Origin of the sequence: Pseudomonas arabinosi (genome assembly GCF_047758675.1) — a bacterium.
Taxonomy (GTDB): Bacteria; Pseudomonadota; Gammaproteobacteria; order Pseudomonadales; family Pseudomonadaceae; genus Aquipseudomonas; species Aquipseudomonas arabinosi.
This window is the reverse complement of sequence record NZ_CP180480.1, coordinates 4,320,222-4,343,915: the sequence shown is the minus strand read 5'-3', so window position 1 is coordinate 4,343,915 and position 23,694 is coordinate 4,320,222. Positions and strand designations below refer to the sequence as shown.

The following is a 23,694-nucleotide window of genomic DNA, read 5'->3' as shown; positions in this document are numbered from 1 at the left end:
CTGTTGCCGGGAATACTTCCCGTACGGCACCTGATTTAGGTGTGCGCCACAAGCCCTACTACCAAGGAACTAGACGGCGGCCACCAAAGCAGCATGGGGCTTGCGCGAAGCCCTTCCTAAGATGGGTGCCATAGCCTCTTCAAAGAGGTTTTGCGTGCAATCAAGAGGGCATAACAATGAAAACAAAACGCAACGCCTTACTCGTTGCCGGACTGCTGGCCGGTTTTATCAGCGCAGGTTCGGTCTGGGCTCACGGCAACGTGGTCCCTCAGGCTGTCGCCACCCCGGGCCTGACCCCGATCAAAGACGCCGGCGTATCGGTCGATGCCGATGGTTGGGCATCGGTGAACCCTTACCGCACCTCCCCGGAACACGATAAGGCCGTGGAAATCGGCTCCTCGGCGTACAACCAGAACTGTGCGGCCTGTCATGGCCTGGAAGCCAAATCCGGCGGCATCGCCCCTGATTTGCGCATGCTGGATGTTGCCGAGGCGGGTGATGAATGGTTCGTCGAACGCGTGCGCCACGGCGCCGTGCGTGATGGCCGGGTCTACATGCCGAAGATGGCCGACTACCTGAGTCAGGAAGCCTTGTGGGCGGTACGCACCTATCTGGACAGTGTTCACGTCGAGGAGTAATCCATGCGCCTGCTCGCTGTGTTGATCAGCGCTGCGTTGCTGTGCTGCCAGGCAGTGCAGGCGCAGGTCCGTACCTATGACGAAATGATCGCCGCCAGGGAGCTGAAAGTGGCGGTCTACAAGGACTTCGCCCCCTACAGTTTTGAAGACGCCGGCCAGGCCCGTGGCGTTGATGTCGAACTCGCCGAAGCATTGGCCAAGGCCCTCGGTGTGCGGCTGACGTTGATTTGGGCGCCGGCTGGCGAGAAGCTCGATGACGACCTGCGCGATTACATCTGGCGCGCCAGTCAGTTGCACGACCTGCAACTGGCCGACCTGATGATGCGCGTGCCGTACGATCGCGACTACGCACAGAAGCGTAATGAAGTGGGCGAACTGGAAAACGGCCATGTGGTGATGTTCGGGCCGTACCAGAACGAACAATGGCAGGTTGCCTATGACCGCCGCCGGCTGGACAAAGTCGGTAGCGTCGCCGTGTTCGAGCACCACCCGATCGGCGTCGAAGTCGACAGCGTGCCGTCGTTCTACCTGACCTCGGTGTTCAGCGGCATGCTCGCTGGCAAAACCCACCACTATCCCGGTGTGCCTCAAGCGTTCGCCGCCATGAAGGCCGGTGAAGTCGACGCCGTCATGGCCATGCGCGGTGAGATCGATTGGCAGGTTCATGAAGCCAACGACCCGCAAGTGGCCCTGGCGGAAAACGCCTACCCGAACATGGGCAAGCAGCTTTGGGAGATAGGCATGGCGGTGCATGAAAGCAACCGTCAACTGGCCTATGCCGTGGAAGAGGCGCTGGAAACCTTGATCCGCGAGGGCGCTGTCAAAACCATTTATGGCCATTACGGCCTGCGCTATGACGTGCCCGAGATGTATCAATAGTGAACTGGCGAGCGGGTTGTCTGTTGGCCTGTTGGTTACCCATCGCCGCGCACGCCGTGGACATCGACCCGGGCAAAGACCCGGTGCCGTCGGTGATGTGGGCCTTCTATCACAAGCAAATGCTCGGCGATGCGCCGTTCGTGTTCGACGACCGGGTCAAACTGCTGGCACCGCCGTTTGCCGAAGACGCCCGGCAAGTGCCGCTGGAAATCGACGCGCGAGCGTTCAAGGGCGAAGTGGTGAAAATCCTCGCCTGGGCCGAACTCAACCCTTTGCCGAAAATTGTCGATTTCCAGCCGCTGGACCGCGTGCTGCCGTGGCTGTCAATCCGCATCCGAATCGAGCAAGCCACGCCTTTGCGCGCGGCGGTGCTGACCCGTGATGGGATGTGGCATGTCGGCTCGACCCTGATCGATGCGGCGGGCGGCGGTTGCACGGCGCCGAGTGTGGTACGCACTCAGCCGGGCTGGGAGGAGCACATCGGCGAAGTGCTGGGCGGCCGTTATCCCCGTGGTGAATTCAGCCGAGTGCGCATGCAGGTGGCGCACCCGATGGACAACGGCATGGTCAGTGGTATCCCGGAATTCTTCATCAACCACGCCGAGCTGCGCGATCAGAACGATCAGGTTCTGGCCCGTCTTGAGCTGTTTCCTGCTGTCAGCGAAAACCCCAACCTGGCCTTCGATATCGAAGGGGCAGGGCAGACGCGCCTGATGCTGCGCGACAACAGCGGCAATCAATTCGATGCGGCCATACCCTGACCCAAAGGAGCGCGTGATGCGCTGGATGCTGCTGTTGTTGATCGGTTTGAGCCTGCCGGCCCTGGCCGAACTCGACTACTCACTCAAGCCCCGACAGATCGCCGAAGACACCTGGCTGCTGGAAGGCAGCACCGACAATTTCGCCAAGGCCAATGGCGGCAACATCGTCAACACTGCGTTCATCGTCACCGAGCGCGGCGTGGTGGTGATCGACACCGGGCCATCGAAACGCTACGGCGAAGCGATGCGCAAGGCGATTGCCTCGGTCACCGACAAACCGGTGATCGAGGTGCTGCTGACCCATCATCATCCTGATCATGTGCTCGGCAACCAGGCCTTCAGTGATGTGCCGATCAGCGCGTTGGCCGGCACCACCGAGCTGTTGCAGCAGCAGGGCGATGCCATGGCCGAGAATATGTATCGCCTGGTGGGCGACTGGATGCGCGGCACCGAAGTGGTGTTGCCGACCCGGACGCTGACGCCCGGCGTGCGAAGTTTTGGGAATCACGATTTTCGTCTGTTGGGCCTGGGTGGGCACACGGGCGCGGATCTGGCTATTCTCGACCAGAAAACCGGTGTGCTGTTTGCCGGGGATCTGGTGTTTTACCAACGGTTCCGGAGCCTTGTTAACTGTTACATTTGTTTTATCTTCCATAAATCAGTCACTTACCTAATCTAACTTTTTTCACAAATTTTTTTACGCGTGGAACGAGTGAGTGACTGCCAATCTGCCTCATTGCAATCTCATGGCCCCCCCTCATTTGAGAGTTCGTCAGAGGTGCAGGTTAGTCTATGACGGTCAGAGGGCGCGCGATTCCAGAATCGATTATGTAATCGAAGAAAATCCAGTTCGAGTGGTCGAGCTTTTTGTCCATTAACGAGACTGGGGGGCATTTGGGGTTGAAGGTGTTGATCCTGCTGCAACGGGTGTTCCGGGCTACCATCCGGCGATCTTGCTAAAGATCGATATCTACGGCGATCTCAATAGAATTCAGTCCAGCCGCCAGCTGAAACATGAGGCCGAGCAGAGCGTCAAGTTGATGTGGCTGCTTGTTACTGCGCCGCGATGAAGATCGCTAGGGACGATGGTGGAGCCCCTGAGAACGGATCAGCCTCTGGTTTTGGGACAACCTCGAAGGGGAGTTTCTGGGCGATTACTACCTGTCGTGAAGGGTAGTAATCGCCCCAAAGCTGATGGTAGCGTCAGGCTGAAATCGGCCAATAGCGGCCCTTGGTTGCGCGCGCGGTACGCGAATCGACCCGAAGGAGCTCTCAAGTGGCGATACAGTCGAATCGCACCTACCATGAGGGACTAAAATCAGTAGATTGGTTTCCGCTAGACAAGGAGGGTCGAAGTGCATCTTGTGCGTGTTCGCGTCCGGAACTTCAGAGGCATCGCCTACGGTGAGGTCCATCTCAATGGACACACTGCTTTTATTGGTGACAACAACGCCGGCAAGTCCACATTGCTGGAAGCGGTGGACCTGGTACTTGGCCCAGAGCGCCTGAGTCGCCGTCCTGTAATTGATGAGCACGATTTCTATGCAGGTACGTACGTAGATCCGGCCAAGAACGAGGTCGTCCCGATCCAGATCGAGGTTATTGTCGCTGGACTCTCCGATGAGCAGCTGCGGCATTTCCGCGACCATATCGAGTGGTGGGATTCACAGGCCAAGACATTGCTTGTGGGGGCACCCCCAGAGGGAACAGACGCCCCCCATGTTGGCGCAGCAATACGCGTCTTCTTCAACGGCTGGTATGACGTAGAAGAGGACGACTTCGCTGGGGATACCTTTTACGCCACTCCCGAAATGCCGGATGGCTCCTACCTGCGGTTCTCTGCGCCCGACAAACGAAAGTGCGGTTTTCTTTATCTTCGCACCCTACGAACCGGCGCCCGCGCACTCAGCCTAGAGCGAGGCTCTTTGTTGGACGTAATCCTTCGGCTGAAGGAGACACGACTGACAATGTGGGAAGACTTGCTCGACCAACTGAGGGCATTGCCAGTTGGAGAGACCGAGGATATCGGCGAGTTACTTGTCGCAGTCCAGGATGCAGTACGGCACTACGTACCATCCGACTGGGCAGAGCAACCCCACATGCGGGTTTCGGACCTCACCCGCGACATGCTCCGTCGAACCCTGACTGTCTTCATGGGCACTGGAGCGAAAAGGCCGGACGGTTCCGTCTATTCCGCCCCATATCAGCACCAAGGCACTGGCACGATTAACACGCTGGTATTGGCTCTGCTGTCTATCATCGCCGAACTCAAGCAAAGCGTGATCTTCGCGATGGAAGAGCCAGAGATCGCGCTTCCGCTGCACACCCAGAAACGAATTATCAATTCGCTACGTCAGAAGTCGGCACAGGCCATCTTCACCTCTCACTCACCCTACGTGCTGGAGGAGTTCGATCCTGCCCAGGTGGTGGTTCTCAAGCGCACGGCCGGTGTTATGACCGGAGTCCCTGCAACATACCCACCAGCAGTCAAGCCCAAGGCTTATCGCACAGAGTTTAAAGCTCGGTTCTGCGAAGCTCTACTTGCCCGCTACGTACTTGTGCTTGAGGGCCGTACGGAGTTCGACGCATTGCCTGCCGCCGCCCGCCGGCTCGCCGAGCTGGATCCCACGCGATTCAAATCTCTCGAAAACCTTGGAGTGGCTATCGTCGATGCTCGCGGCGAGACCAATGTCGCTCCTCTGGGTACATTCTTCCGGTCTCTCGGCAAGATCGTGTTCGCGGTGTTCGACAAGCAATCACAGGAGGCGCTCGCAACCATCACTGCCTCGGTCGATCATGCCTATGAGTCCGCGACTAAGGGCTTCGAAAACCTTGTGTTGTATGGCGTGTCTGAGGTCGCACTCCGCAGCTATGCTGCTGTTGTAGTTGCTGGCGGCGATTGGCCGCTGCATCTCGCAGCATGGACGCCAACGCCCGCAACGCCGCTGGCCGATCTGCAAGCGGCTCTGTCGAGCTATTTCAGCTGGGCCAAGGGTGGTGGCGACGCCGGCGACTTGCTCGCCTCCTGCCCAACCGCCAATGACATGCCTGAATACGTGAGAACCACGCTGGCAGCCATCAAGAACGTCATTGAGCCACCTCCGCTGCCTCCACTTCCTCCCCAGCTAGTCGGCGTGCCCCCTCTCCCAGAGGCGGCAGCCGCCTATGGGAAGTTCCAACCGTCCCCGCCCCAGCCTCTGGCATGACGGAAGTGTGGAGCGATCAGAAGCGCGACTTTCTGGAATGCGCTAGGCACGCCCTGGCGCTAGGTGGCCCTGGTGCCGGCAAAACACACGTCGCGCTGGTCAAAGCTCGCAATGAGATTCGCTCAGGAATACTCAAGCCAGGCCAGAAGGTCCTCTTCTTGAGCTTCGCCAGGCCGACCGTAGCGCGCATCATCGAAAAGGCTTCTGAGCTGATCTCTCGCGAGGATCTGAAGCAACTAGAGGTCAGCACGTACCACGGTTTCGCATGGAGCATTCTCCGAAGCCATGCCTATCTGTTGAATGGCAGACCGAACCTGCAGCTTCTGCCTCCGCCCGAAGCAGCAGCGCATTTGGCAGATATCGATAAGGCCCAGCACGAAAATGAGAAGCGACGCCTTTTCGAACAGGAGGGCCGCCTGCATTTCGACTTGTTCGCAAGTTTGGCCAGCGAACTGCTGAGCCGCAGTGATCGGTTAGGCGCCATCTTCTCCGACACCTATCCCATCATCATCCTCGACGAGTTTCAGGACACAAACAGTGATGAATGGGCGCTGATCCAGCAGCTTGGGAAGCGCAGTCGCCTCATTGCACTGGCCGACCCCGAACAGCGGATCTATGAGTTTCGAGGTGCTGATCCCAGGCGGGTGGGAGACTTTCAGGAGAACTTCGGCGCCGCCCATTTCGATTTCGCGGGTGAAAATCATCGCAGCAGCGGTACCGATATCACGGCCTATGGGAATGACCTGCTCACTGGAGCAAACAAGGGCAAGGCCTACCAGCAGGTCAAAATCGCGCGTTACGACTTCATGTATGGCAAGAGCCTGCACTTCACCGCCAAGGCCGCGGTGTTCTCGGCGTTGGATCGCCTCAAAAAAGTACCTGACAAATCGATCGCGATCCTGGTGCCATCCAGGCGGCTGATGCTCGAGTTTTCTGACTACCTTTCTTCTGCAACTGATGGTCTGCCAGCGCTACATCACGACGTCGCAATGGATGCTGAACCGCCGGCTCTAGCCGCTGGCGTTATCGCCACGTTACTGGCGGGAGGTACCGCTGGCGATGTGGCGAGCCGCATGCTCGGCGCACTTCACTCGCACATTCGCGGGCGGCGCGGGGGCAGGCCTACCCCACAGACCGAGCTTGACCTGGCGGGTGCTCTTAGCAGGTTCCTCTCCTCGGGAAAGATCCGCGGCTCCAAGCGCCTGTTGATTGTCAGCGAAGTTCAGCGCATCTCAGAATTGCGGCGGCAACTGCAATTAACGGGCGACCCTGCGGAAGACTGGTTACACCTGCGCGGCCTGTTGGCATCGTCCACTGCGGAAGCCTTGAAGCAAGTAGCAACAGATGCTCGCTACCTACGACTGCTGCACCGAGGCTCAGTATTGCGAACCAATTTGGGTGCGTTGTGGCGCGCCCAGGGAGAGTACATGGGGGCTGAAGAGGCAGTCCGAAGTGCCTTGATGCAGGAGCATTTCGCTGCAGCTCAAAAGGACTGGCGTGGCATCCATCTGATGACGATACATAAGTCTAAAGGGAAGGAGTTCGACGAGGTCATCATCTACGACGGCCTTTACCAGCGCATTGCCAAAGCCCCGCAGGATCCAAAAATCTGCGCCCAGGATCTTTTAGTACTGCGGGTGGGCGTGACTCGGGCGATACGTCGGACCACCATTGTGACTCCGAAGCGCGATCCCTGCCCTTTACTGTGAATCAAGACTTCCGCTGCTTACACCTCTCCCTGCTAATCCGGCCGTAGCTGAGCGGTCGTAGGCACGCCTATCTGAAGAGGTAAAGAGCTCCTCAGTCCCAAAATTGCTGGCACAGAATGGTTCACGTTAAGTCCGCTTTTGGCCGATTCTGATGAAAAAGTCCGGCTTGGTTTCCACGGCAGAAAAGCACGCGCCTGAGATTGAAATCCTTGCTTTCAGCAGAGGCTTCCGGACTCGGATTTCACGTAGCAGCGTGCAAAAGAGGTGTATTCACCCATCAGTATTCGAGCATTTTGGGCAAACCGACTTTTTCAACAGAATCGACCGATAGTTGCCCTTCGCGACAGGCAGAAAACGACCGAGGCTGTGTGAAAACGTTTTAGAGCAGGTTTTACGGTCAAAACCAGAACGAAAATCGCGTTCCTACGCAAATTTCTGGTCTGCTGATTAACCAAGCACTGCCAGATTTTACGTAGCAACGCAGACTTCAAAACGGTGCCTGCGTTTTTACACAGCCTGGACCCATTGCTGCCGGTCGAGACGAGCAGCAACCGGCCAAAAGCCACCAATGGTGGATGTCCAGCTACGGGATTGGAAAGGGGCGTAGGTCGGGCAGCTACGGTTATGTCGGACTACGTCCAATGATCATGGCGTGCAGAACCGCGCGGGTGTGATCGATAACCACACGCTTTATTAGTTCAAGCCGCTCCGCATCAACCTTATCCCAATTCAGTGAGGTGAGAGCAGTACGGCGCATCATCTGAAAGACTGCCAGTTGGCCGCTCAACGCCATTGATCTGATCCGCGTTTCATCATCGCTGGCCGCTCGCCCCAGCAAACGCCCAACAATTGCGGTTGTCACGGAAGAAATTGGCTCATTGAGGCGATTATTGATGATGTGAAAACCGGCCGCAGGCCCCTGGCCGCCTTGCCCGTGGGCAATGAATAGCTGCCATTCCAAGGAGTCTTGCGACTTGAACATGAAGTCCACGACACGCCCTTGTATCGCACAGAAGGCATCGATTAGGGCATCGTGACTCTCATTCTCCGCGAGCACCTGCTCGGCATCAGCGACCACCTGCGACATGTACTCCCACACGTGAGAAGCAATGTGCTCCGCGCACGCAAGGTACACACCTTCCTTGTTATCGAAGTAGTACCTCAACGCAGGGGCATTTACGCCAGCAGCGGCTGCAATATCGCGGGTTGATGCAGCCTCGAAACCCCGCTCGCCGAACAGCTTCAGCGCTGCAGCCACGATTCGAGCACGGGTATCTTCACCGCGTGCGTATCCCGCGCCATCTGGATGCCGATGCAGGGCACCTCTGAGTATCGAGCTCAATTGTTCTACTCGGAAGAAAAGAAATTTTATAACAGTTGACACCAATTTTGTCCATGTGGAATAGTTGTTCCACTTGGAATATATTCAGGATCGCAGCGACCACAACCAGGTTCGTCATCTGCACTCAAATATACGAATGACAACTATTCGTGGGCAGCCTTTTCATTCTTTACGCGTTGAGCAATGACACCTATGGAATGTGACAATGAAGCATTATTCTTGGACGCCACTGCCGCAAGTGATCAAACCTTCACAAACCTAAATTTTCAGGGAATGACCAAAAAGGACCTGACACTTACCAACTGTAAGCTACTAAATTGCAACTTTGGAAATGCTAACTTGCAAGACTGTTGGTTTTCAGATTGTACATTTTACGACAAAGAACAATCAATTGGTTGTCAATTCAAACTTGCCGACCTTCGAAGAGCTGAATTTTATGAGTGCGATATTTCTTTAAGCACGTTTAATCGCGCACAACTATTCCAGCTGGTACTTGATCATTGTCGCGCCGTGGAAACCGACTTTAATCTGGCCACTTTCAATATCGCCATTAGTCGAAAATTGGTAATCAGCGCGGCGCAGCTTACCAACACAGATTTCAGATACGCCGACTTTAGCTCGACCAATCTTTCCAAATGCAATCTCTCACACAGCAAATTCCTGTCAGTCATTATGACGATGACCAACTTAGATGAAGCCGATTTGACTAATACAGAATTTTCACCACTTCATTATACCGGACTTTCTGTATCCAATACTGACTTCCGCAACGCAGATATAAGTGGCATTGATTTTCGAAAAATAAACACTTCAGGCATTAAAATTCTTGAATGGCAGCAATCAGCTCTGCTGGAGAATTTCGGATTCGTCGTTTATCCCGACAACAGTTAGCCCCGCGCACAACGTAGAGAGGGCTAACAGTCCCAACGAGACAATCAAATCCCGGACGGTACAGACGGGTTACGAACAGCAAACACCGCAGGAGTTTTTCATGATTGAAAAAGCTGATTATCTTGTTATTGATTCTACAAAACTGGATCGATCAGAGGTTGAGGACTTAATTAATATCCGAAAAAAACCCTTATGGTTCTCTAATGTAGATTTGTCAAACGCTGATCTTAGTCGCCTAGATTTATGCGACTCATATTTTGAGCGCTGCAACCTGACAGAAACGGATTTCACTGCCACAAAGCTTGAGGCTACCACCTGGAAAGGGTGTAGAGGGGCGAAAGTAAAATTCAAATCCGCGATACTCAATGAAGGAACGTTCGAAAATTCAGACCTGAACAATAGTGATTGGCAGAATTGCCGCCTGGGCATAGTCTCATTCACAAGCTGCAAATTAACAGGCTCTAATTTCAGCGGGGCCGCGTCATTAGGAGTTACCTTCAAGGACACGCTGCTGGTGGGGACATTTCTCCTAGGGTTTTCCTTCCTTAAGTGTGAGCTGGACAATCTGGACTTCTCCGACGCGGACTTAAGGGATGTCGACTTTCGCAACACGGTGTTTAAAGGTGGAAGCTTAAGCAATGCTCGAGTTAATGGTGCTCGCTTTGATAATGCCGACCTTCGTGAAGCCAGTTTGCACGGTTTAAAGCTTATGGATGCCAAACAGTTTAAAGGGGCAATCATATCTAAAAATCAGGCGGCGATGCTGCTGTCAAGTCTAGGGCTTGCTGTAGCTTAATATAGAGCACAGCTTGTAAGTATGCTTGTTAGTTTCACCCTATTTAATGAAGAGTGTCTACATGAATGGCCCCAACCCTTTGAGCAAACACCCGATGGAAGGTGTTCCTCAGGTATGTTTCATAAAAAACACTGTATCCAGTAAAAATATTATCATTGGTGATTATACTTACTACGACGACCCTGAAAACTCAGAGAGCTTTGAACGTAACGTTCTATACCATTACCCATTTGTCGGCGATAAACTCGTCATTGGCAAATTTTGCGCCATAGCTCGTGGCGTGAAATTCATTATGAATGGTGCGAATCACAAGCTGTCAGGCTTTTCCACTTACCCGTTTCAGCACTTTGGTAACGGCTGGGAAAAGGTCATGCCCCAACCTGATGAACTTCCATATAAAGGCGACACCATTATCGGAAACGACGTCTGGATTGGTTACGACTCGCTTATCAAGCCTGGCGTAAAAATCGGTAATGGCGCAATCATTGCTTCACGATCTGTAATTGTCAGGGATGTTCCCGCCTACACCATTGTTGGAGGGAACCCCGCACAAGTAATCAAAGAACGCTTTTCTCCAGAAACAGTGTCGGCACTTGAATCAATTGCTTGGTGGCACTGGCCAATCGAGAAAATCGCTAAGCACTTGGCCATCATCGTAGCGGCAGACATTGACGCACTGAGTGCATGTACTTCAGACCTGCCCTAGCCAAGAACATGGTATCGCATCGTTCAGTGACGAGCTTAATGTCTGAATCGACCACGTTTATGTAGACAGCTTTGAACGCCTGCTTTTGGCCGAATTTTGCCTGTCGCGAAGGATGGCAACCGACCGAGGCTGTGTGAAAACGTCTTAGAGCAGGTTTTACGGTCAAAACCAGAACGAAAATCGCGTTCCTACGCAAATTTCTGGTCTGCTGATTAACCAAGCACTGCCAGATTTTACGTAGCAACGCAGACTTCAAAACGGTGCCTGCGTTTTTACACAGCCTGGACCCAAAGCAGACGGTGGCGATAGGCAGAAATCGGCCAAGAGCAAACATTCATTGCGGGGCATCGGGGCGGAGAATGTAAGCTACTTTCTCAGAGACTAGCCTTAAGTAATCTTGAACACCGCCAGAAAAGGGATCTGCAGGAGTGGCGTATTCTATCAACTTTTTCACCGCTCCCTCTACTTCCAAAGCAGTTCACGGCATCACATCCAGACTGAAGATGTCCAAAAAATATCGATATGAAACGCGGGAAAAAACATGTTTGCCTAGAACAAAAAAACTGAAGAATATCTCTTTTTGAGATATTCTTCACATATACTTACCTGATTGGGTTTTTTAGCCCAAGCCCCCAAGATGCAACACAGTTTGAGATGCGTGTTGGCGCTGATTTGATTTCAGACTATTGAAAATTACAAATGATGGCTCCGCACACCATGAATGAATCCATGTCATCCATGTCATCCATGGGGTGAGAGGGGTGAGTAGTAATTTGGCTACATCAGGTTATTCAAAACAGGCTTTTGAAAAGAAGAACCAGGCTGTCCCAAAGTCGCACGAAGAAATTCGCTTCTTTAATTTCCTCGAGCGCTGTAACCGGGATCTCTCGCAATAGTTGACCATTCAGGCTCACCTTCATGAGTCCCACCTGTTGACCCTCGGCAATTGGGGCGGATAGTGGTTGAGGGATATCAAACTTCGATTCGATATCTGCCACTGATTCTGCAGGTACAGCAATAGCAGACGGAGCAATGCCAAGTTTGATGAAGGCCTTTTCACCTTTCCATATTTTCATGGTTTCATAGGTGGTGCCCTTGATATCGAGCCTGACGGCAGTGTAGGTGCGAAAGCCCCAGTTTATTAGCTTCTGGGTCTCATCAGCTCTTTTCCTTTCACTCTCCGCGCCAAGTACCACGGCAACGATTCGCCGCTTGCCGTAATGACCAAAGCTCCTTGCGGCCGATGCCACGAGGCAATATCCAGCGGCGTCCGTGTGGCCGGTCTTCAAACCCTCAACGGAGGAATCACGGAACAGCAGTTGGTTCCGATTGGTGCCGTTGGAAGGTGGAGTGCCGGGGTAGTAATAGTGCTTGATAGAGAAGTAGTGAGAATATTCAGGAAAATCCTGAAGGATTCTGACGCCCATTATGGCCAGGTCGTGTGCCGTGGTCAGGTGTCCAGGTGTCGGCAACCCTTCCGGGTTTTTGAACGTCGTGCTGCTCATCCCCAGTAAGCGCGCTTGGGCGTTCATCGTGGACACAAATCCATCTGTAGTGCCACCTAACGTTTCCGCTAGAAGATTGGTAGCGTCGTTGCCGGATTGCACAAGCATGCCCTTGATGAGGTCGTCCACCGGCACATGCATTCGGGTGTCGATGTACATACTCGAGCCTGGCTTCCTCCAAGACGTATCGCTAACCTTGATCCGCTGGTCCAGGGCAATCCTGTTCTCTTTGAGAGCCTGGAACACCAGATAGGCGGTCATCAACTTTGTGGTTGAAGCGGGTTCGACGCGGACATTCGGATCGCGGGCGGCGAGAATTTGTCCGGAGTCGACGTCTACCAGAATATAACTTCGTGCTTCTATAGAGGGGGAGGGAGGTGCGCTGAGGGTGGCTGAAGCCCAGGGAGATGCAACGAAAGTAATGCAACAGAAAAGCGTAAGTATCGACTTCACAATATCCCTTGATTCATGAGCTTGGATTGCGGTTTTAATCCAGCTCGATAGCTCCATGATGGCTTCAATGGCCAGCTGGTTCTCCCTAGTGAGATAGCCAGCAGCCTATGTCGATGACTTCAATCGGAAAGTTGCTTCGTTCTCCAGCGGATCAAATCGACTTTGCAGGAACTTAAAATATCTCCAGAGCCAGAGCCCCCCATCACGGAGTCACCTTCCCACTGACACTGCGCGTCCTTGAACTTCTCGAAAGCTTTCTGAGAGGCGAGTAGCGAGGTAAGGGCTTTGGCCGTCGTACTCGAATCGATTTCCTTTGTCTGAGCTTCCAGTTTTTTGTAGGCGATATTCATTTGTGACGTGACTTCGCGAGTCTTACCTTCAAGGCAAGACTGCAACGCTGTCCGGGGCTGATCGCCAATGGTGTTGTAGCATTCGTTCAATGCTCCAGCATCAGCATCGCTGGTCACTGCAGTTTTTGCTGCGGTGGTAGTCGGCGTAACTGCCGTATTGAGCGCACCACTTGTGATGGGACTCACATCAGGTTTCGCGGGTGCTTGAGCGAATGCCGTACCCATGGCAAATGAAGTAGCTACAGCGACCACGGAAATCAGTTTTTTCATTTTTATCTATCCTTTGAAGTGCATTTTCGAGAGGAAGAAACAACTTTTAATGGGAATGCCGGCTCAGCCCTGTATTGCTGGCAGAGTTTGACTTTGATCACTAGGTACATTTCTGATGCGAAGGACGTCTTCGAGTACTTCCTTGAAAATCGGTGCTGCAATCGCTCCCCCGAAGTAACCTTTGGCTGTGGGTTCATCCACCAGGACTGCCATGATGAACTCAGGGGCATTGGCGGGTGCGATACCCACGAACATGGCCCTGTATGTATTGCTGCGATACCCACCACTGGAGGCCTTGCGTGAGGTCCCGCTTTTGCCCGCTATTACATAACCTTTGATTGCTGCGCGCTTTCCGCCTGCTCCAGGTCCATCTACTGCGTGCACCAGCATGTCAAGAATGCTGTTGGCGACGTCCGAGCTAATGACTTTGCGCGAAGGATGAGTCTTGCCTTTAATTATCGACAATGGAATCAGGTTTCCATCATTAGCAAACACTGTATAGGCCTGAACCAACTGAGCCAAATTAACAGACAAACTGTATCCGTATGAAAGGCTCGCGGTGGCGATATCTGACCATACTCTCCTGGTTGGAACCGACCCAACACTTTCCCCAGGAAAGTAGACCGAGGTGTTACTTCCGAATCCCAGATCCAGGAGCAGTCGCGAAATAACTGCACCACCTGTCGGTATTGCGACCTTGCTCATACCAACATTTGAAGAGCGACGAATGATACCTGCTAGATTTAATTGATTATCCCTTCCCACATCACGAATGGTATAACCATTAATCTTAACGAAACCCGGCGCTATCTGAATAATGGCGTTTTTGTCAACGATACCTGCCGTCAAAACGGCGGCCATGCTGAATGGTTTTGTGACTGAACCCGGCTCATACACATCAGTAAATACACGATTTCGAATGACGTTCGTGTTAAAGCTTTTACGTGCGTTGGGATTGAATGAGGGGACCGTTGATAATGCTAGTATCTCTCCTGTTTTGGCCGCTATAAGAATGGCACTTACCGATCGGGCTGCATTGTCTTCAAGTGCTTTCCATAGTGCTTTTTCAACGTAGTATTGAAGGGTAGAGTCAATGGTTAAATGCAGATCAATTCCAGGAATGACAGGTTTGCGCACAAGGATTTCGCTGGTGACACGCTTACGTAAGTTTAAGGTGCGTTCTTCAAGGCCAGAGGTTCCGGAAAGTTGATGGTCATTCATTAACTCGATGCCTTCAATGCCTGTCTGGTCAATGTTGGTGAAGCCTAGTGTCTGAGCCATCATCGAAGATTGCGGATAGAATCGCTTATACTCCTGGCGCTCATACACACCGGGAATAGATAGTTTTACTATCTTGTTTGCGATCTCTGGATCAACCCTTCTGACTAAATAAGCGAACGATTTACCTTGGGTGTGCAATGCCAGATGGCTAATCAGTGAAGCATCAATATCAAGATTCTCGCTCAATATTGCTACCTGCTGTTGAGTTGGGGCGAACTGCTTAGGGTTCACCCACAAGGTGCTCACGGGTGTGGATACCGCCAAGGGCTCATTGAATCGGTCAAATATAGTGCCGCGGACGGGAACTGTTTCAATCAGTCGCGTTGAGCGTTTACGGCCTTCGTTATTCAAGAACTCATGAGAAAAAATCGTAAGATAAGTAATTCTCGCAGCAAGTACCATGACGAGGGAACAAAAAATAGCTAGAACTATCGTAAATCTGGGGTTTCGTGTTAGGTGATTCATGCAATTTTTCTGACCCTGTACGTGCGGCGGTATATAAGCCTAACGGACTTATTACTATATTGCTTTGTAATATTCAGAAATATCGTCGTGCATTAAGATTCATCTAAAGGTCATTTATACAGCGTTCATTTTTTCGATTCAGATCCAGCTAATGTCTAATTCCGATCTCAGACAACGTATCGGCTGCCTAGGTTAAGAAGGCCGCTTTATGGTGGGTAACAGAAGGATTTGTTGCAACAGTAACTTGTAGCCAATAGTGTTGCATTTTGAGCAACAGAGCCACTACCGAGCACCGCGTGATGTGTAAACCCACGTTCGGAAGCAGTGGCTGCCTATCTTATTGCTCTTTGAAAAAAATCGATTGAGTAAGTGGTCAGGCTTGTTTATCGAACGGTTTGCCCATGGGGCTGGTACGAAGGCCTATGGGAAGGTTTTTCCAAGGTAAATCCGCTGGGTCGGCAATCATCGGTCCAGGTGCTTTCGCAACGAGCACGGCGTGCGCCATCGCTTGAAAGTCGGCGCGGAAATGGACAGAACTTTTGTTGACCAGAATTTTCATTTTTTCCGGTTCTATGCCCACCATTCGGTACAGGTTTCTATCAAGCATCTGGGTTTTTCCGGAGCTCACACCTACCAGGACACCCTCAATTTTCAGGCACACCGCAGGACCTACATCCACCCGCATGCCGTTCATCATTGGGCCGTCGAACTGGCAACACCCGGCGGACATGGATACGACCTCAAAGCGGCCGGCCAATGGTGCGTCGCCTGGAGTCATCGATTGCCCTCCCAGTTCCATCTCTACAAAGGCGCCTACACCTGCACGATGAGCCTTGGCCACAGCCGCCGGATCGAATATCAGCCCTATCGCTGCTTGCGTGGCACCATGCTTCAACAGCGCCCGCAGCATGCCCATGGTGTTGGAGTCTCCCCCGGCGCCGGGATTGTCCTGGGTGTCGGCAATCACCACGGGGCAATCGGCAGACGCCGATAAACGCATCGCCTCGATCACCGCATCATCAGGCGAAAGAAACTCAACTTTCCAATACGACTCTTCATTGACCATTTTTTGATATAGCTGCTGAACGGCGTGCTCAACCGCTGCTTCGTCAGTCCCATATCCCCACACCACAGGACCACACTCCGGGAAGTCGGCCGCAGGAAATCCTGGCGCAAACGACAAGGAGAGGACCTGACTGCTTTCCAGTGATTCCAACTGCTCATACAAACCAATGGCAGGTTCAAGCAGGGTGCACATCGAATTGATCGGGATTAGGAAGGGTAACCGTTTCGAAACTCGCTCCAACTCACGCTTGTTTTCGAGCAGCCAGGAGAGGAGAACGGCCGCTTTGGCGCCGGTGGCAGCCATATCGACATGGGGGTAGGTTCGGAAGGCGACCAATGCATTGCTGTTGGCAAACATGAGCTCAGTAACGTTCGCATGCAGGTCAAGGGAAGCGACGATTGGGACGTCGTGGCCGACTATGTCTCTCAGCCGTTTCAACAGCGTACCCTCACCGTCGTCGACATGTTCTGCAACCATGGCACCGTGCAGATCCAGATATACCGCATCGACCTGCTCGCGACGTGCCGCTATCAGGATTTCTTCACTGATGCGCTCGAATGCATCCTCGGTGACATGTGCTGACGGACTTGCGCCTGCCCAAATAATGGGTACGAGTTCGTAATCGAGTTTTTCTGCTTCGAGGATAAAACCGCCAATGGGGAGGTTAATGTCCCGCATCGCAAGAACATCCACCCCTCGTGCCATTTGTGGGAACCCTTCGCCGCGCTCGAAGTTACTGTAGTGAGCTTTGGAGGGCGCGAACGTGTTGGTTTCGTGCTGGAAACCTGCGATCAAGACTCGAATTTTCATAAGACCTTCTCCTTTCTTGTTGTTTTAATTCCGTGCGCCGGGATGGGGTTTAGCTTGCGGACAGGCAGGCGGTTGGCGACCAGTAATATCGAGCCAAGCAACAGCAGCGCAGCCATGACGAGTAGTCCTGCTTGTGTGCTGCCGGTTAAGGTTTTGGCGTATCCCATGATCGTTGGGCTGAAGAAGCCACCCATCAATCCAATGGTGTTGATCAGTGCAATGCCACCTGCTGCCGAGTCGCCCTTGAGGTGCTGGGATGGGAGGGTCCAGAAAATCGTGTAAGCAACCCAAACCGCTGCTGTTGCGATGGTCAGACAAACCATGGAAATGACCAGCTGTGTGCTGAAAATCGTAGATGCGGCCAAAAACAGCGCGGCGAGCAATGCGGGAACAGCGGTGTGCCAGCGACGTTCGTTGAGTCGGTCAGACCGACGACTGAAGACCTGCATGGCGATGGCGGCGAGAATGTAGGGTATTGCTGAATAAAGGCCTATCTGCAGTATGTCGGTGACACCGGCTTCGCGAATGATTGTGGGGAGCCAGAACCCCAGGGTGTAGATGCCGCAAATGAGGCAGAAATAAGCCGCCGCCATTAAGTAAACGCGTGGGTCTTTCGCGATTTGCCTGAACGAATGGTGCTGAGCACCTGCAGGAGCAATATCTTCAGTAACCAGCTGTTGTTCTTCGAGTGTCAGCCATTTTGCATCTGATGGACGATCAGGAAGGAACCATAGCGCCATGATCCCCAGCAGCACGCAAGGCACGCCTTCGACCAGGAACATCCATTGCCAACCGGCCATGGACGCTGTGGCGTGAAATGAACTCATGATCCATGCGGAAAGAGGTCCGCCGAAAATGCCGGCAAGTGGTGCAGCGAGCATGACAGTAGCCATGACACGCGCCATGCGATCCTGTCCGTACCAATACGTGAGATAAAAGATCATCCCCGGCGCGAAGCCGGCCTCAAACACGCCCAGCAAGAAGCGCAAGATATAAAACGACGTTTCGCTTTTGACGAGAAACATGCAAGCGGAGGTTAAGCCCCACAGAATTAGAATGCGGCTAAACGTCTTTCTCGCCCCAATCTTAGGGAGCAGTAAGTTGCTGGGTATTTCAAACAACGCATAACCGATGAAAAAGATACCTGCGCCCAATCCATAGACTGCGTCAGAGAAGCCTAAATCACTTTGCATCTGTAATTTGGCGAAGCCGATATTGACGCGATCAAGGTAGGCAAAGATGTAGCAGATCAATAGAAAGGGCAGGAGGCGCCAGCTTATTTTTTTATATAACGCTGCTTTTAACTCGATCTTATTTTTATTCATATTCAATCGGATTAATTCCGACCTCCGAGAAGGTATTGGCTGCTTGAATTAGGACGACCGCTTCATCGTGAATACCAAAAGCATTTGTTGCAATAGCAACTTTTAACCAATAGTGTTGCTTTTTGAGCAACGGAATCACTACGGAGGAGGCTCGACCATGAGGGAGATAAATCAGAGGAGATTGCGCTATTTCTTCGCGGTGTTGTCACACGGATCAATCAGAGGAGCAGCAGATAGTCTTAACACGGCGCCGTCTGTTATCACGCGACAAATCAAGCTTCTCGAAGACGAGGTCGGAGTGCAGTTGTTCAATCGACAATCCCGTGGCGTAGAGCCCACTGAGTCGGCGAAATACCTGCTGGAGTTCTGGAGAGGTTGCCAATCCCAGCAAGAACAACTGGAGGACCGGCTGCGAGCGCTGCAGGGGCTGCAAAGAGGGGAGGTGAGGATCGTCTGCAGCGAGGGGTTCATCGACCGTGTGATGGACGATGTCCTGGCCGATTTTTGTGGCGATTACCCTGGGCTGAATGTGTTCATGGACGTTTTACCTAACAATGATGTGCTGACAGAGGTTGCCGAGAGCAGGGCGCATATCGGGCTCGCATATAATCCCTCGGCACACGCTGATATTGAGTACAGAGCCTCTTCGCATCAACCCGTAAAGCTGCTCGTCAGTGCCCAGCATCCTCTGGCGCATTTCAAACATCCGGTCAGTGTCAGGGAAATGCTTAGCTACCCGCTGGCTGTAATGCCCCCCGAATTTGGATTGGGTCATATTTTTGAGCTGTTGGTACATTCTGAGAATATTGAAGTAAAACCCACGTTGGTAACGAACTCATTGGCCGCACTTCGGCGGTTTGTCCTTCGCGGAAAGGGGGCCACCCTGACCGCTATCTTTTCGGCGCTTAAAGAAGTCGAATCCGGTGAGTTGGTGGCATTGGAGATTGATCACCCACTGTGTCAGAACGTCAACGCCCGGCTCTTGGTAAAACAAGGGCGTCCATTGTCGAGTGCAGCGGATGAAGTTTTACGGCGAATCAAAACCCAAATGCAGATATTTTCCGACGAATCAAGTCACTTTCTTTCTGGCAGTCCCGTTGCAGGACGCTCCCCCAATTGACCTGTTTCTGGTCACATCACTGTTCACTCTGCTTTTGGCCGAAACTGAAGAAACTCTGCTATCAGCGATGTAATCTGCTGTTGAATCACCCCACGCGAGCGAGCGCTGTCGCCATCCCGGCAAATGATGCCATCGCCTGGTACGTCTTCTTCGAGCATTGCCTCAGCGCCAGGTTTGCACGCCGACAGGAAAGTGAAATGGCTTGCGTCGCTGATTTCGACGTAACGGCTTGACGCCGCAGGCAGGCGTTTGGCCAGGTTGGCAGACTCCAACTCGGCGGGAAGCTCACTCGACGGTACGCCGGCAGCGATCACCAGCGTTGGTACCGGCAGCGCGGCCAGGCTTTCATCGGTCATGCCCCGTGAAAGCCCCAGGTCCAATGTAACCACGGCAGTGACGCGTTTATCTCGCCAATCGGCGGCCAACGCGGCTTGTGATTCTGAGGTGCTTGCGGGATTTATCTTTCCATAGACGGTGCAACTTGTTAACTGCGGGTGTGTTTTGCAGTCATGGGCGAAGCGGTCTGGATCGAAACGAGCACCGGCGATCTCCAGGGCGGTCAAGCCACCAAGTGAATGGCCCGCCACTGCAATTCTCGCATAACTTTCATCGTTAGCTCTGTTCGCGCTCGCTAGTGAGAAGGCTGAACGTCCGCTTTTGGCCGATTTCTGCCTGTCGTGACGGGCCGCAATCGACCCAAAGCGGTCGATCAAACTGTTTTGCAAAAAACTTATTCCGCCAACGTAAATGACAGCAAGTAATGCTGCGTCCGATTGGGGCTCGATAGCTAGCTATAGGGTGTACCATCAAACTCTGTCCATCAGATATCAGTCAGCCATGTCCACGCTAAGCGAAGAGAGCCGCCAGATCGTAGCTTCTCTGGCGCACCGTGTTGGCCCCAACGCTGACATTGCAAGGATCGCCCAGGCGATCATTTCCATCCTGCGGGATATGGACGTAGCCCTCACGCCCATCATCGGCCAGCAAGGGGTTGCCGCGCTTTTTCGCCGTAGCCTCCACCTGTGCGCCTCCACTCATCCGCGTCTGGCCCGCACCTATGAGAGGGTGCAGTCCGGCATGGATCTGACTGCCCTCAAGTCCGTAATCGTTGAGCAAAGCGAAGTCGATGCCCTGTTTTTCGGTGAAGTGTTGCTGACTACCTTTTACGAGCTGCTGACCACGCTGATCGGGCCCTCGCTCACCGCACGTTTGCTTCGTGGCATGTGGGAACCTTCTTTGAGCGACACCCCTTCGCAGGAAAATTCGCCATGAGCACCAAAGTGACTATCAACCGCCTGGCCACCGGCGTGCCAGGACTGGACGAGGTGCTGGGCGGAGGATTGCCGGAGTTTTCGTTCAACCTGATCGCCGGCCCGCCTGGCTGTGGCAAAACCACCCTGGCACATCAGATGATGTTTGCCCTGGCGACACCCGAGCGCCCGGCGCTGTTTTTTACCGTACTGGGTGAGCCGCCGCTGAAGATGCTGCGTTATCAGCAGCAATTCGATTTTTTCGACAGCGAAGCGATCAACCAGTCGATCCGCTACATCAACCTGGCTGACGACACCCTGGCCGGGAATCTGGACGAAGTACTGCGGCGTATCGTCAGCGAGGTGGAGGCTCACTCCCCGTCACTGGTGTTCGTCGACTCGTTCCGTTCGGTGGTCCTGGCGAGCCAGACCCAGGACAACCCGAACAACAACCTGCCGCAGTTCGTTCAGCAACTGGGCATGTTGATGACCACCTGGCAGGCGACGACCTTCCTGATTGGCGAATACTTCACCGAAACCGACACCAACCCGATTTTCACCGTGGCCGATGGCTTGATCTGGCTGCGCCAAAGCGTTGAGCGCAATTCGATGGTGCGCAAGATGGAAATCATGAAGATGCGCGGCCAACCGACATTGCCGGGGCTGCACACCTTCCGCATCGCCACATCCGGGATCAAGGTCTTTGCACCCGCCACCCTCAACCCGGTTGAAGCACCGCTGGAATTCCCCATCAAGCGCCTGAAAATGGGCGTGCCACAGCTCGACGAGATGCTGGGCGGCGGCCTGCCCCGTGGTTATTCCTTGCTGGTGGCCGGGCCGTCGGGCTCGGGCAAAAGTATTCTGGCCGCGACCTTCCTGGCCGAAGGCGCGCGCAATGGCGAAACCGGCGTGATCGCGGTGTTCGAACAACGGCCCAACCACTCGCAGAACGCCACCCTTTCGGGCCTGATCCAGAGCGGACAGGTCGGCCTGGTGGACAGCCGCGCCCCGGACCTGTCCATCGATGAAATCGTGCATTTGCTGCTCAGCGAGATCAGCCGGCTGAAAGCCACCCGCGTGGTGATCGATTCGTTGTCGGGCTTCGAACTGGCGCTGGCACCGACCTTCCGCGAAGACTTTCGCGAGTCGCTGTCGCGCATGGTCACTGCCTTGACGAGCGCCGGGGTCAGCGTATTGATGACCTCAGAGCTGGAAGACCGCTACACCGACTTGCGCTTCAGCCCTTACGGCACAGCATTTCTTACCGACGCCATCATCGTTCAGCGCTACATTGAAGTGCAGAGCCGTTTGCTGCGCATCATGGCCGTGGTCAAGGTGCGGGCCAGCGCCCATTCCGATGAATTGCGCCAGTACCACATCGACAATAACGGTTTGCAGATCGGCGAAATGCTGCCAGATCAGGAGGGGCTGCTCGGTGGTCGACCGACAAAACAGAATTTTGGAGCGGTACGCACAGGAGATAAAAATGTTTGAGCTCGACTCATGAGTAACGCCGGTGGCAAGAATGAGCGTGAGATGGCCAATGCGGCTCACGAACTCTTCCTGCTTGGCCAAAAAACTGTTGAAGCACGCGCCGTATTAGCAGCACTGCAAAAACAATTGAACGACGCCAGTAGCCGGCTGGTGGATACCCAGCAGGTCGAGCAAGTGATCGAGGCCAATCAGCAGTTGGTGCTGGCGATTCTGCTAGCACAATCAGATGCTGCAGCCCCCCCTCGTTTGGAGGAGCAGCGCTTGTACCAGGAGCTGCGCGAGGCTAACGCGCAGCTGGTCATAGCTGCGCTCAGCGCTCAAGACCTTCAGGCTGCAGCCGAGCGTGCATTGAGTCAGCAGAAAAGCGTACTTGCGATGGTGGCCCATGAACTACGAAACCCGTTAACACCCATCAGCATGATTGCAGAGCGTATGGTCCGGCTGCCTAGTGATCAGCTACCGCGGATGCGTGAGTTGATCGAGAGCCAAGTACAGCATATTTCACAGCTGGTCGACGATCTGCTCGACGTCTCCCGTGCCAGCACGGGTAAGTTGCGAATTGATCGCCGCGATGTCGACATATTGCAAATTCTGAATGACGCTGTTGATGCATGTGGCCCTGTGATGGCCGCGCAAAAGCAGCATTTCGACGCCCATCTTCCTGATGGCATCTTGATGGTCAGTGGAGACCCAGGACGCCTGGCTCAGATTCTCCATAATCTACTGGCGAATGCGGCTAAGTACACTCCGGCCGACGGCAGAATCAAGCTGTCTGTCACGGTAGAGGCCGACGTTTTGAAGATAAGTATTTCCGACAATGGAATTGGAGTTTCGGCCAAAGCACTGCCTTTTATTTTTGACCCTTACGTTCAGGACGAACACGCCATAGGTTTCAACGGGGCCGGCTTGGGCATTGGGTTGACCGTCGTTCGGGAGCTGGTGGAAGCACACGGCGGCAAGGTCACTGGTACGAGCGAGGGTAATGGGAAGGGAAGTGAGTTCGTGGTGACGTTACCGTTGCTCAACCATTAACTTCTCATTAGCGCCAACTGGCGGAAACCGAAAAACTGGAGCTTTAGCTTCGGAGACTAAATTTCCAGAAGCGTTTGCCAGTGTCCGCCTGTGGTTGCGGAGCAAGGGCTGCCTCGGAAAGCTTAATGGGCAAAGCTCATCGCGAAGGTGAGGGCCCTTTGTTTGAGACCCTGATTGATCGTCCACTCGAGCATTACAATCTACCCATGAAAGACAACCCCTTTGTCGCTCTACACTTATGTCTTTGTATTATATGGATCGCGACAGTCATCTCGATGATCTATTGGTTCAGTCCCGTAACACGTTGATCGAAACCACCTAGCTCCCTCAGTTGAATTTCCCCCT

18 protein-coding genes and 3 pseudogenes are annotated in these 23,694 nt (G+C 53.5%); 14 read left to right on the top strand and 7 right to left on the bottom strand.

Annotation, left to right across the window (positions count from 1 at the left end; all coding sequences use genetic code 11):
* Positions 1 to 176: 176 nt before the first annotated feature.
* The 7 genes and pseudogenes from pedF (at position 177) to ACMXYJ_RS20085 (ending at position 7,193) form a co-directional block, all read left to right on the top strand.
* Positions 177 to 638, top strand: a complete 462-nt coding sequence (pedF, locus tag ACMXYJ_RS20115; RefSeq protein ID WP_415756595.1) for a cytochrome c-550 PedF — start codon at positions 177 to 179, stop codon at positions 636 to 638.
* Between the two features lie 3 nt (positions 639 to 641).
* Positions 642 to 1,517 (top strand): substrate-binding periplasmic protein, encoded by an 876-nt coding sequence (locus ACMXYJ_RS20110; protein ID WP_415756594.1) that lies wholly within the window; start codon positions 642 to 644, stop codon positions 1,515 to 1,517.
* A complete protein-coding gene (locus tag ACMXYJ_RS20105; RefSeq protein WP_415756593.1) occupies positions 1,517 to 2,278 on the top strand; it encodes a quinoprotein dehydrogenase-associated SoxYZ-like carrier in 762 nt (253 codons plus the stop codon). The genes ACMXYJ_RS20110 and ACMXYJ_RS20105 overlap by 1 nt, the downstream gene beginning before the upstream one ends.
* Before the next feature lie 16 nt (positions 2,279 to 2,294).
* Positions 2,295 to 2,891 (top strand): annotated as a pseudogene (locus tag ACMXYJ_RS20100) (MBL fold metallo-hydrolase); the annotation flags it as partial.
* Positions 2,892 to 3,099: 208 nt separating this feature from the next.
* Positions 3,100 to 3,327, top strand: a pseudogene (locus ACMXYJ_RS20095) (transposase); the annotation flags it as partial.
* A 306-nt stretch (positions 3,328 to 3,633) separates the two neighbouring features.
* Positions 3,634 to 5,484, top strand: a complete 1,851-nt coding sequence (locus ACMXYJ_RS20090; RefSeq protein ID WP_415756592.1) for an ATP-dependent nuclease — start codon at positions 3,634 to 3,636, stop codon at positions 5,482 to 5,484.
* Positions 5,481 to 7,193, top strand: a complete 1,713-nt coding sequence (locus ACMXYJ_RS20085; RefSeq protein WP_415756591.1) for a UvrD-helicase domain-containing protein — start codon at positions 5,481 to 5,483, stop codon at positions 7,191 to 7,193. The genes ACMXYJ_RS20090 and ACMXYJ_RS20085 overlap by 4 nt, the downstream gene beginning before the upstream one ends.
* Before the next feature lie 622 nt (positions 7,194 to 7,815).
* Here the strand turns inward: ACMXYJ_RS20085 and ACMXYJ_RS20080 are convergent.
* A complete protein-coding gene (locus ACMXYJ_RS20080) occupies positions 7,816 to 8,577 on the bottom strand; it encodes a CerR family C-terminal domain-containing protein (protein WP_256664582.1) in 762 nt (253 codons plus the stop codon).
* 177 nt (positions 8,578 to 8,754) lie between these two features.
* Here ACMXYJ_RS20080 and ACMXYJ_RS20075 point away from each other — a divergent pair, with 177 nt between their 5' ends.
* From ACMXYJ_RS20075 to ACMXYJ_RS20065, 3 genes are all read left to right on the top strand, one after another.
* Positions 8,755 to 9,426: a pentapeptide repeat-containing protein gene (locus tag ACMXYJ_RS20075; RefSeq protein ID WP_415756590.1), complete on the top strand. Its 672-nt coding sequence runs from the start codon at positions 8,755 to 8,757 to the stop codon at positions 9,424 to 9,426.
* 100 nt (positions 9,427 to 9,526) lie between these two features.
* Positions 9,527 to 10,222, top strand: a complete 696-nt coding sequence (locus tag ACMXYJ_RS20070) for a pentapeptide repeat-containing protein (protein ID WP_415756589.1) — start codon at positions 9,527 to 9,529, stop codon at positions 10,220 to 10,222.
* A 46-nt stretch (positions 10,223 to 10,268) separates the two neighbouring features.
* On the top strand, positions 10,269 to 10,928 hold the full coding sequence (locus tag ACMXYJ_RS20065; RefSeq protein WP_415756588.1) for a Vat family streptogramin A O-acetyltransferase: 660 nt from the start codon (positions 10,269 to 10,271) through the stop codon (positions 10,926 to 10,928).
* A gap of 791 nt (positions 10,929 to 11,719) precedes the next feature.
* Here the strand turns inward: ACMXYJ_RS20065 and ACMXYJ_RS20060 are convergent.
* From ACMXYJ_RS20060 to ACMXYJ_RS20040, 5 genes are all read right to left on the bottom strand, one after another.
* Positions 11,720 to 12,943: a D-alanyl-D-alanine carboxypeptidase family protein gene (locus tag ACMXYJ_RS20060; protein ID WP_415756587.1), complete on the bottom strand. Its 1,224-nt coding sequence runs from the start codon at positions 12,941 to 12,943 to the stop codon at positions 11,720 to 11,722.
* A gap of 62 nt (positions 12,944 to 13,005) precedes the next feature.
* Complete coding sequence (umoC, locus tag ACMXYJ_RS20055) at positions 13,006 to 13,506, bottom strand: UmoC family flagellar biogenesis regulator (protein ID WP_415756586.1); 501 nt, start codon at positions 13,504 to 13,506, stop codon at positions 13,006 to 13,008.
* A 63-nt stretch (positions 13,507 to 13,569) separates the two neighbouring features.
* A complete protein-coding gene (locus tag ACMXYJ_RS20050; RefSeq protein WP_415756585.1) occupies positions 13,570 to 15,252 on the bottom strand; it encodes a peptidoglycan D,D-transpeptidase FtsI family protein in 1,683 nt (560 codons plus the stop codon).
* A gap of 373 nt (positions 15,253 to 15,625) precedes the next feature.
* Complete coding sequence (locus ACMXYJ_RS20045; protein ID WP_415756584.1) at positions 15,626 to 17,128, bottom strand: M81 family metallopeptidase; 1,503 nt, start codon at positions 17,126 to 17,128, stop codon at positions 15,626 to 15,628.
* Positions 17,125 to 18,453, bottom strand: coding sequence for an MFS transporter (locus ACMXYJ_RS20040; protein WP_415760768.1), 1,329 nt, complete (start codon positions 18,451 to 18,453; stop codon positions 17,125 to 17,127). The genes ACMXYJ_RS20045 and ACMXYJ_RS20040 overlap by 4 nt, the downstream gene beginning before the upstream one ends.
* Positions 18,454 to 18,610: 157 nt before the next feature.
* Here ACMXYJ_RS20040 and ACMXYJ_RS20035 point away from each other — a divergent pair, with 157 nt between their 5' ends.
* A complete protein-coding gene (locus ACMXYJ_RS20035; RefSeq protein WP_415756583.1) occupies positions 18,611 to 19,573 on the top strand; it encodes a LysR family transcriptional regulator in 963 nt (320 codons plus the stop codon).
* Between the two features lie 23 nt (positions 19,574 to 19,596).
* On the opposite strand, the pseudogene ACMXYJ_RS20030 reads toward ACMXYJ_RS20035, so the two are convergent.
* Positions 19,597 to 20,169, bottom strand: a pseudogene (locus ACMXYJ_RS20030) (alpha/beta hydrolase family protein); the annotation flags it as partial.
* 241 nt (positions 20,170 to 20,410) lie between these two features.
* On the opposite strand from ACMXYJ_RS20030, the gene ACMXYJ_RS20025 reads away from it, so the two are divergent.
* From ACMXYJ_RS20025 to ACMXYJ_RS20015, 3 genes are read left to right on the top strand one after another with little or no spacing between them, the layout of a single operon-like run.
* Positions 20,411 to 20,845 carry a hypothetical protein gene (locus ACMXYJ_RS20025; protein ID WP_415756582.1) on the top strand — a complete coding sequence of 145 codons (435 nt, stop codon included), beginning with the start codon at positions 20,411 to 20,413 and terminating at the stop codon, positions 20,843 to 20,845.
* On the top strand, positions 20,842 to 22,317 hold the full coding sequence (locus tag ACMXYJ_RS20020) for an RAD55 family ATPase (protein WP_415756581.1): 1,476 nt from the start codon (positions 20,842 to 20,844) through the stop codon (positions 22,315 to 22,317). The genes ACMXYJ_RS20025 and ACMXYJ_RS20020 overlap by 4 nt, the downstream gene beginning before the upstream one ends.
* A gap of 9 nt (positions 22,318 to 22,326) precedes the next feature.
* Entirely contained in the window at positions 22,327 to 23,349 is a 1,023-nt protein-coding gene (locus ACMXYJ_RS20015) for a sensor histidine kinase (protein WP_415756580.1), read from the top strand.
* The last annotated feature ends 345 nt before the right edge of the window (positions 23,350 to 23,694 follow it).

Coding starts and splice junctions, on each gene's coding strand:
- ACMXYJ_RS20065 (WP_415756588.1), top strand. CDS start 10,269: ATGAAGAGTGTCTACATGAATGGCCCCAACCCTTTGAGCAAACACCCG.
- ACMXYJ_RS20070 (WP_415756589.1), top strand. CDS start 9,527: ATGATTGAAAAAGCTGATTATCTTGTTATTGATTCTACAAAACTGGAT.
- ACMXYJ_RS20015 (WP_415756580.1), top strand. CDS start 22,327: ATGAGTAACGCCGGTGGCAAGAATGAGCGTGAGATGGCCAATGCGGCT.
- ACMXYJ_RS20035 (WP_415756583.1), top strand. CDS start 18,611: ATGAGGGAGATAAATCAGAGGAGATTGCGCTATTTCTTCGCGGTGTTG.
- ACMXYJ_RS20025 (WP_415756582.1), top strand. CDS start 20,411: ATGTCCACGCTAAGCGAAGAGAGCCGCCAGATCGTAGCTTCTCTGGCG.
- umoC (WP_415756586.1), bottom strand. CDS start 13,506: ATGAAAAAACTGATTTCCGTGGTCGCTGTAGCTACTTCATTTGCCATG.
- ACMXYJ_RS20085 (WP_415756591.1), top strand. CDS start 5,481: ATGACGGAAGTGTGGAGCGATCAGAAGCGCGACTTTCTGGAATGCGCT.
- pedF (WP_415756595.1), top strand. CDS start 177: ATGAAAACAAAACGCAACGCCTTACTCGTTGCCGGACTGCTGGCCGGT.
- ACMXYJ_RS20050 (WP_415756585.1), bottom strand. CDS start 15,252: ATGAATCACCTAACACGAAACCCCAGATTTACGATAGTTCTAGCTATT.
- ACMXYJ_RS20110 (WP_415756594.1), top strand. CDS start 642: ATGCGCCTGCTCGCTGTGTTGATCAGCGCTGCGTTGCTGTGCTGCCAG.
- ACMXYJ_RS20040 (WP_415760768.1), bottom strand. CDS start 18,453: ATGAATAAAAATAAGATCGAGTTAAAAGCAGCGTTATATAAAAAAATA.
- ACMXYJ_RS20020 (WP_415756581.1), top strand. CDS start 20,842: ATGAGCACCAAAGTGACTATCAACCGCCTGGCCACCGGCGTGCCAGGA.
- ACMXYJ_RS20060 (WP_415756587.1), bottom strand. CDS start 12,943: ATGGAGCTATCGAGCTGGATTAAAACCGCAATCCAAGCTCATGAATCA.
- ACMXYJ_RS20045 (WP_415756584.1), bottom strand. CDS start 17,128: ATGAAAATTCGAGTCTTGATCGCAGGTTTCCAGCACGAAACCAACACG.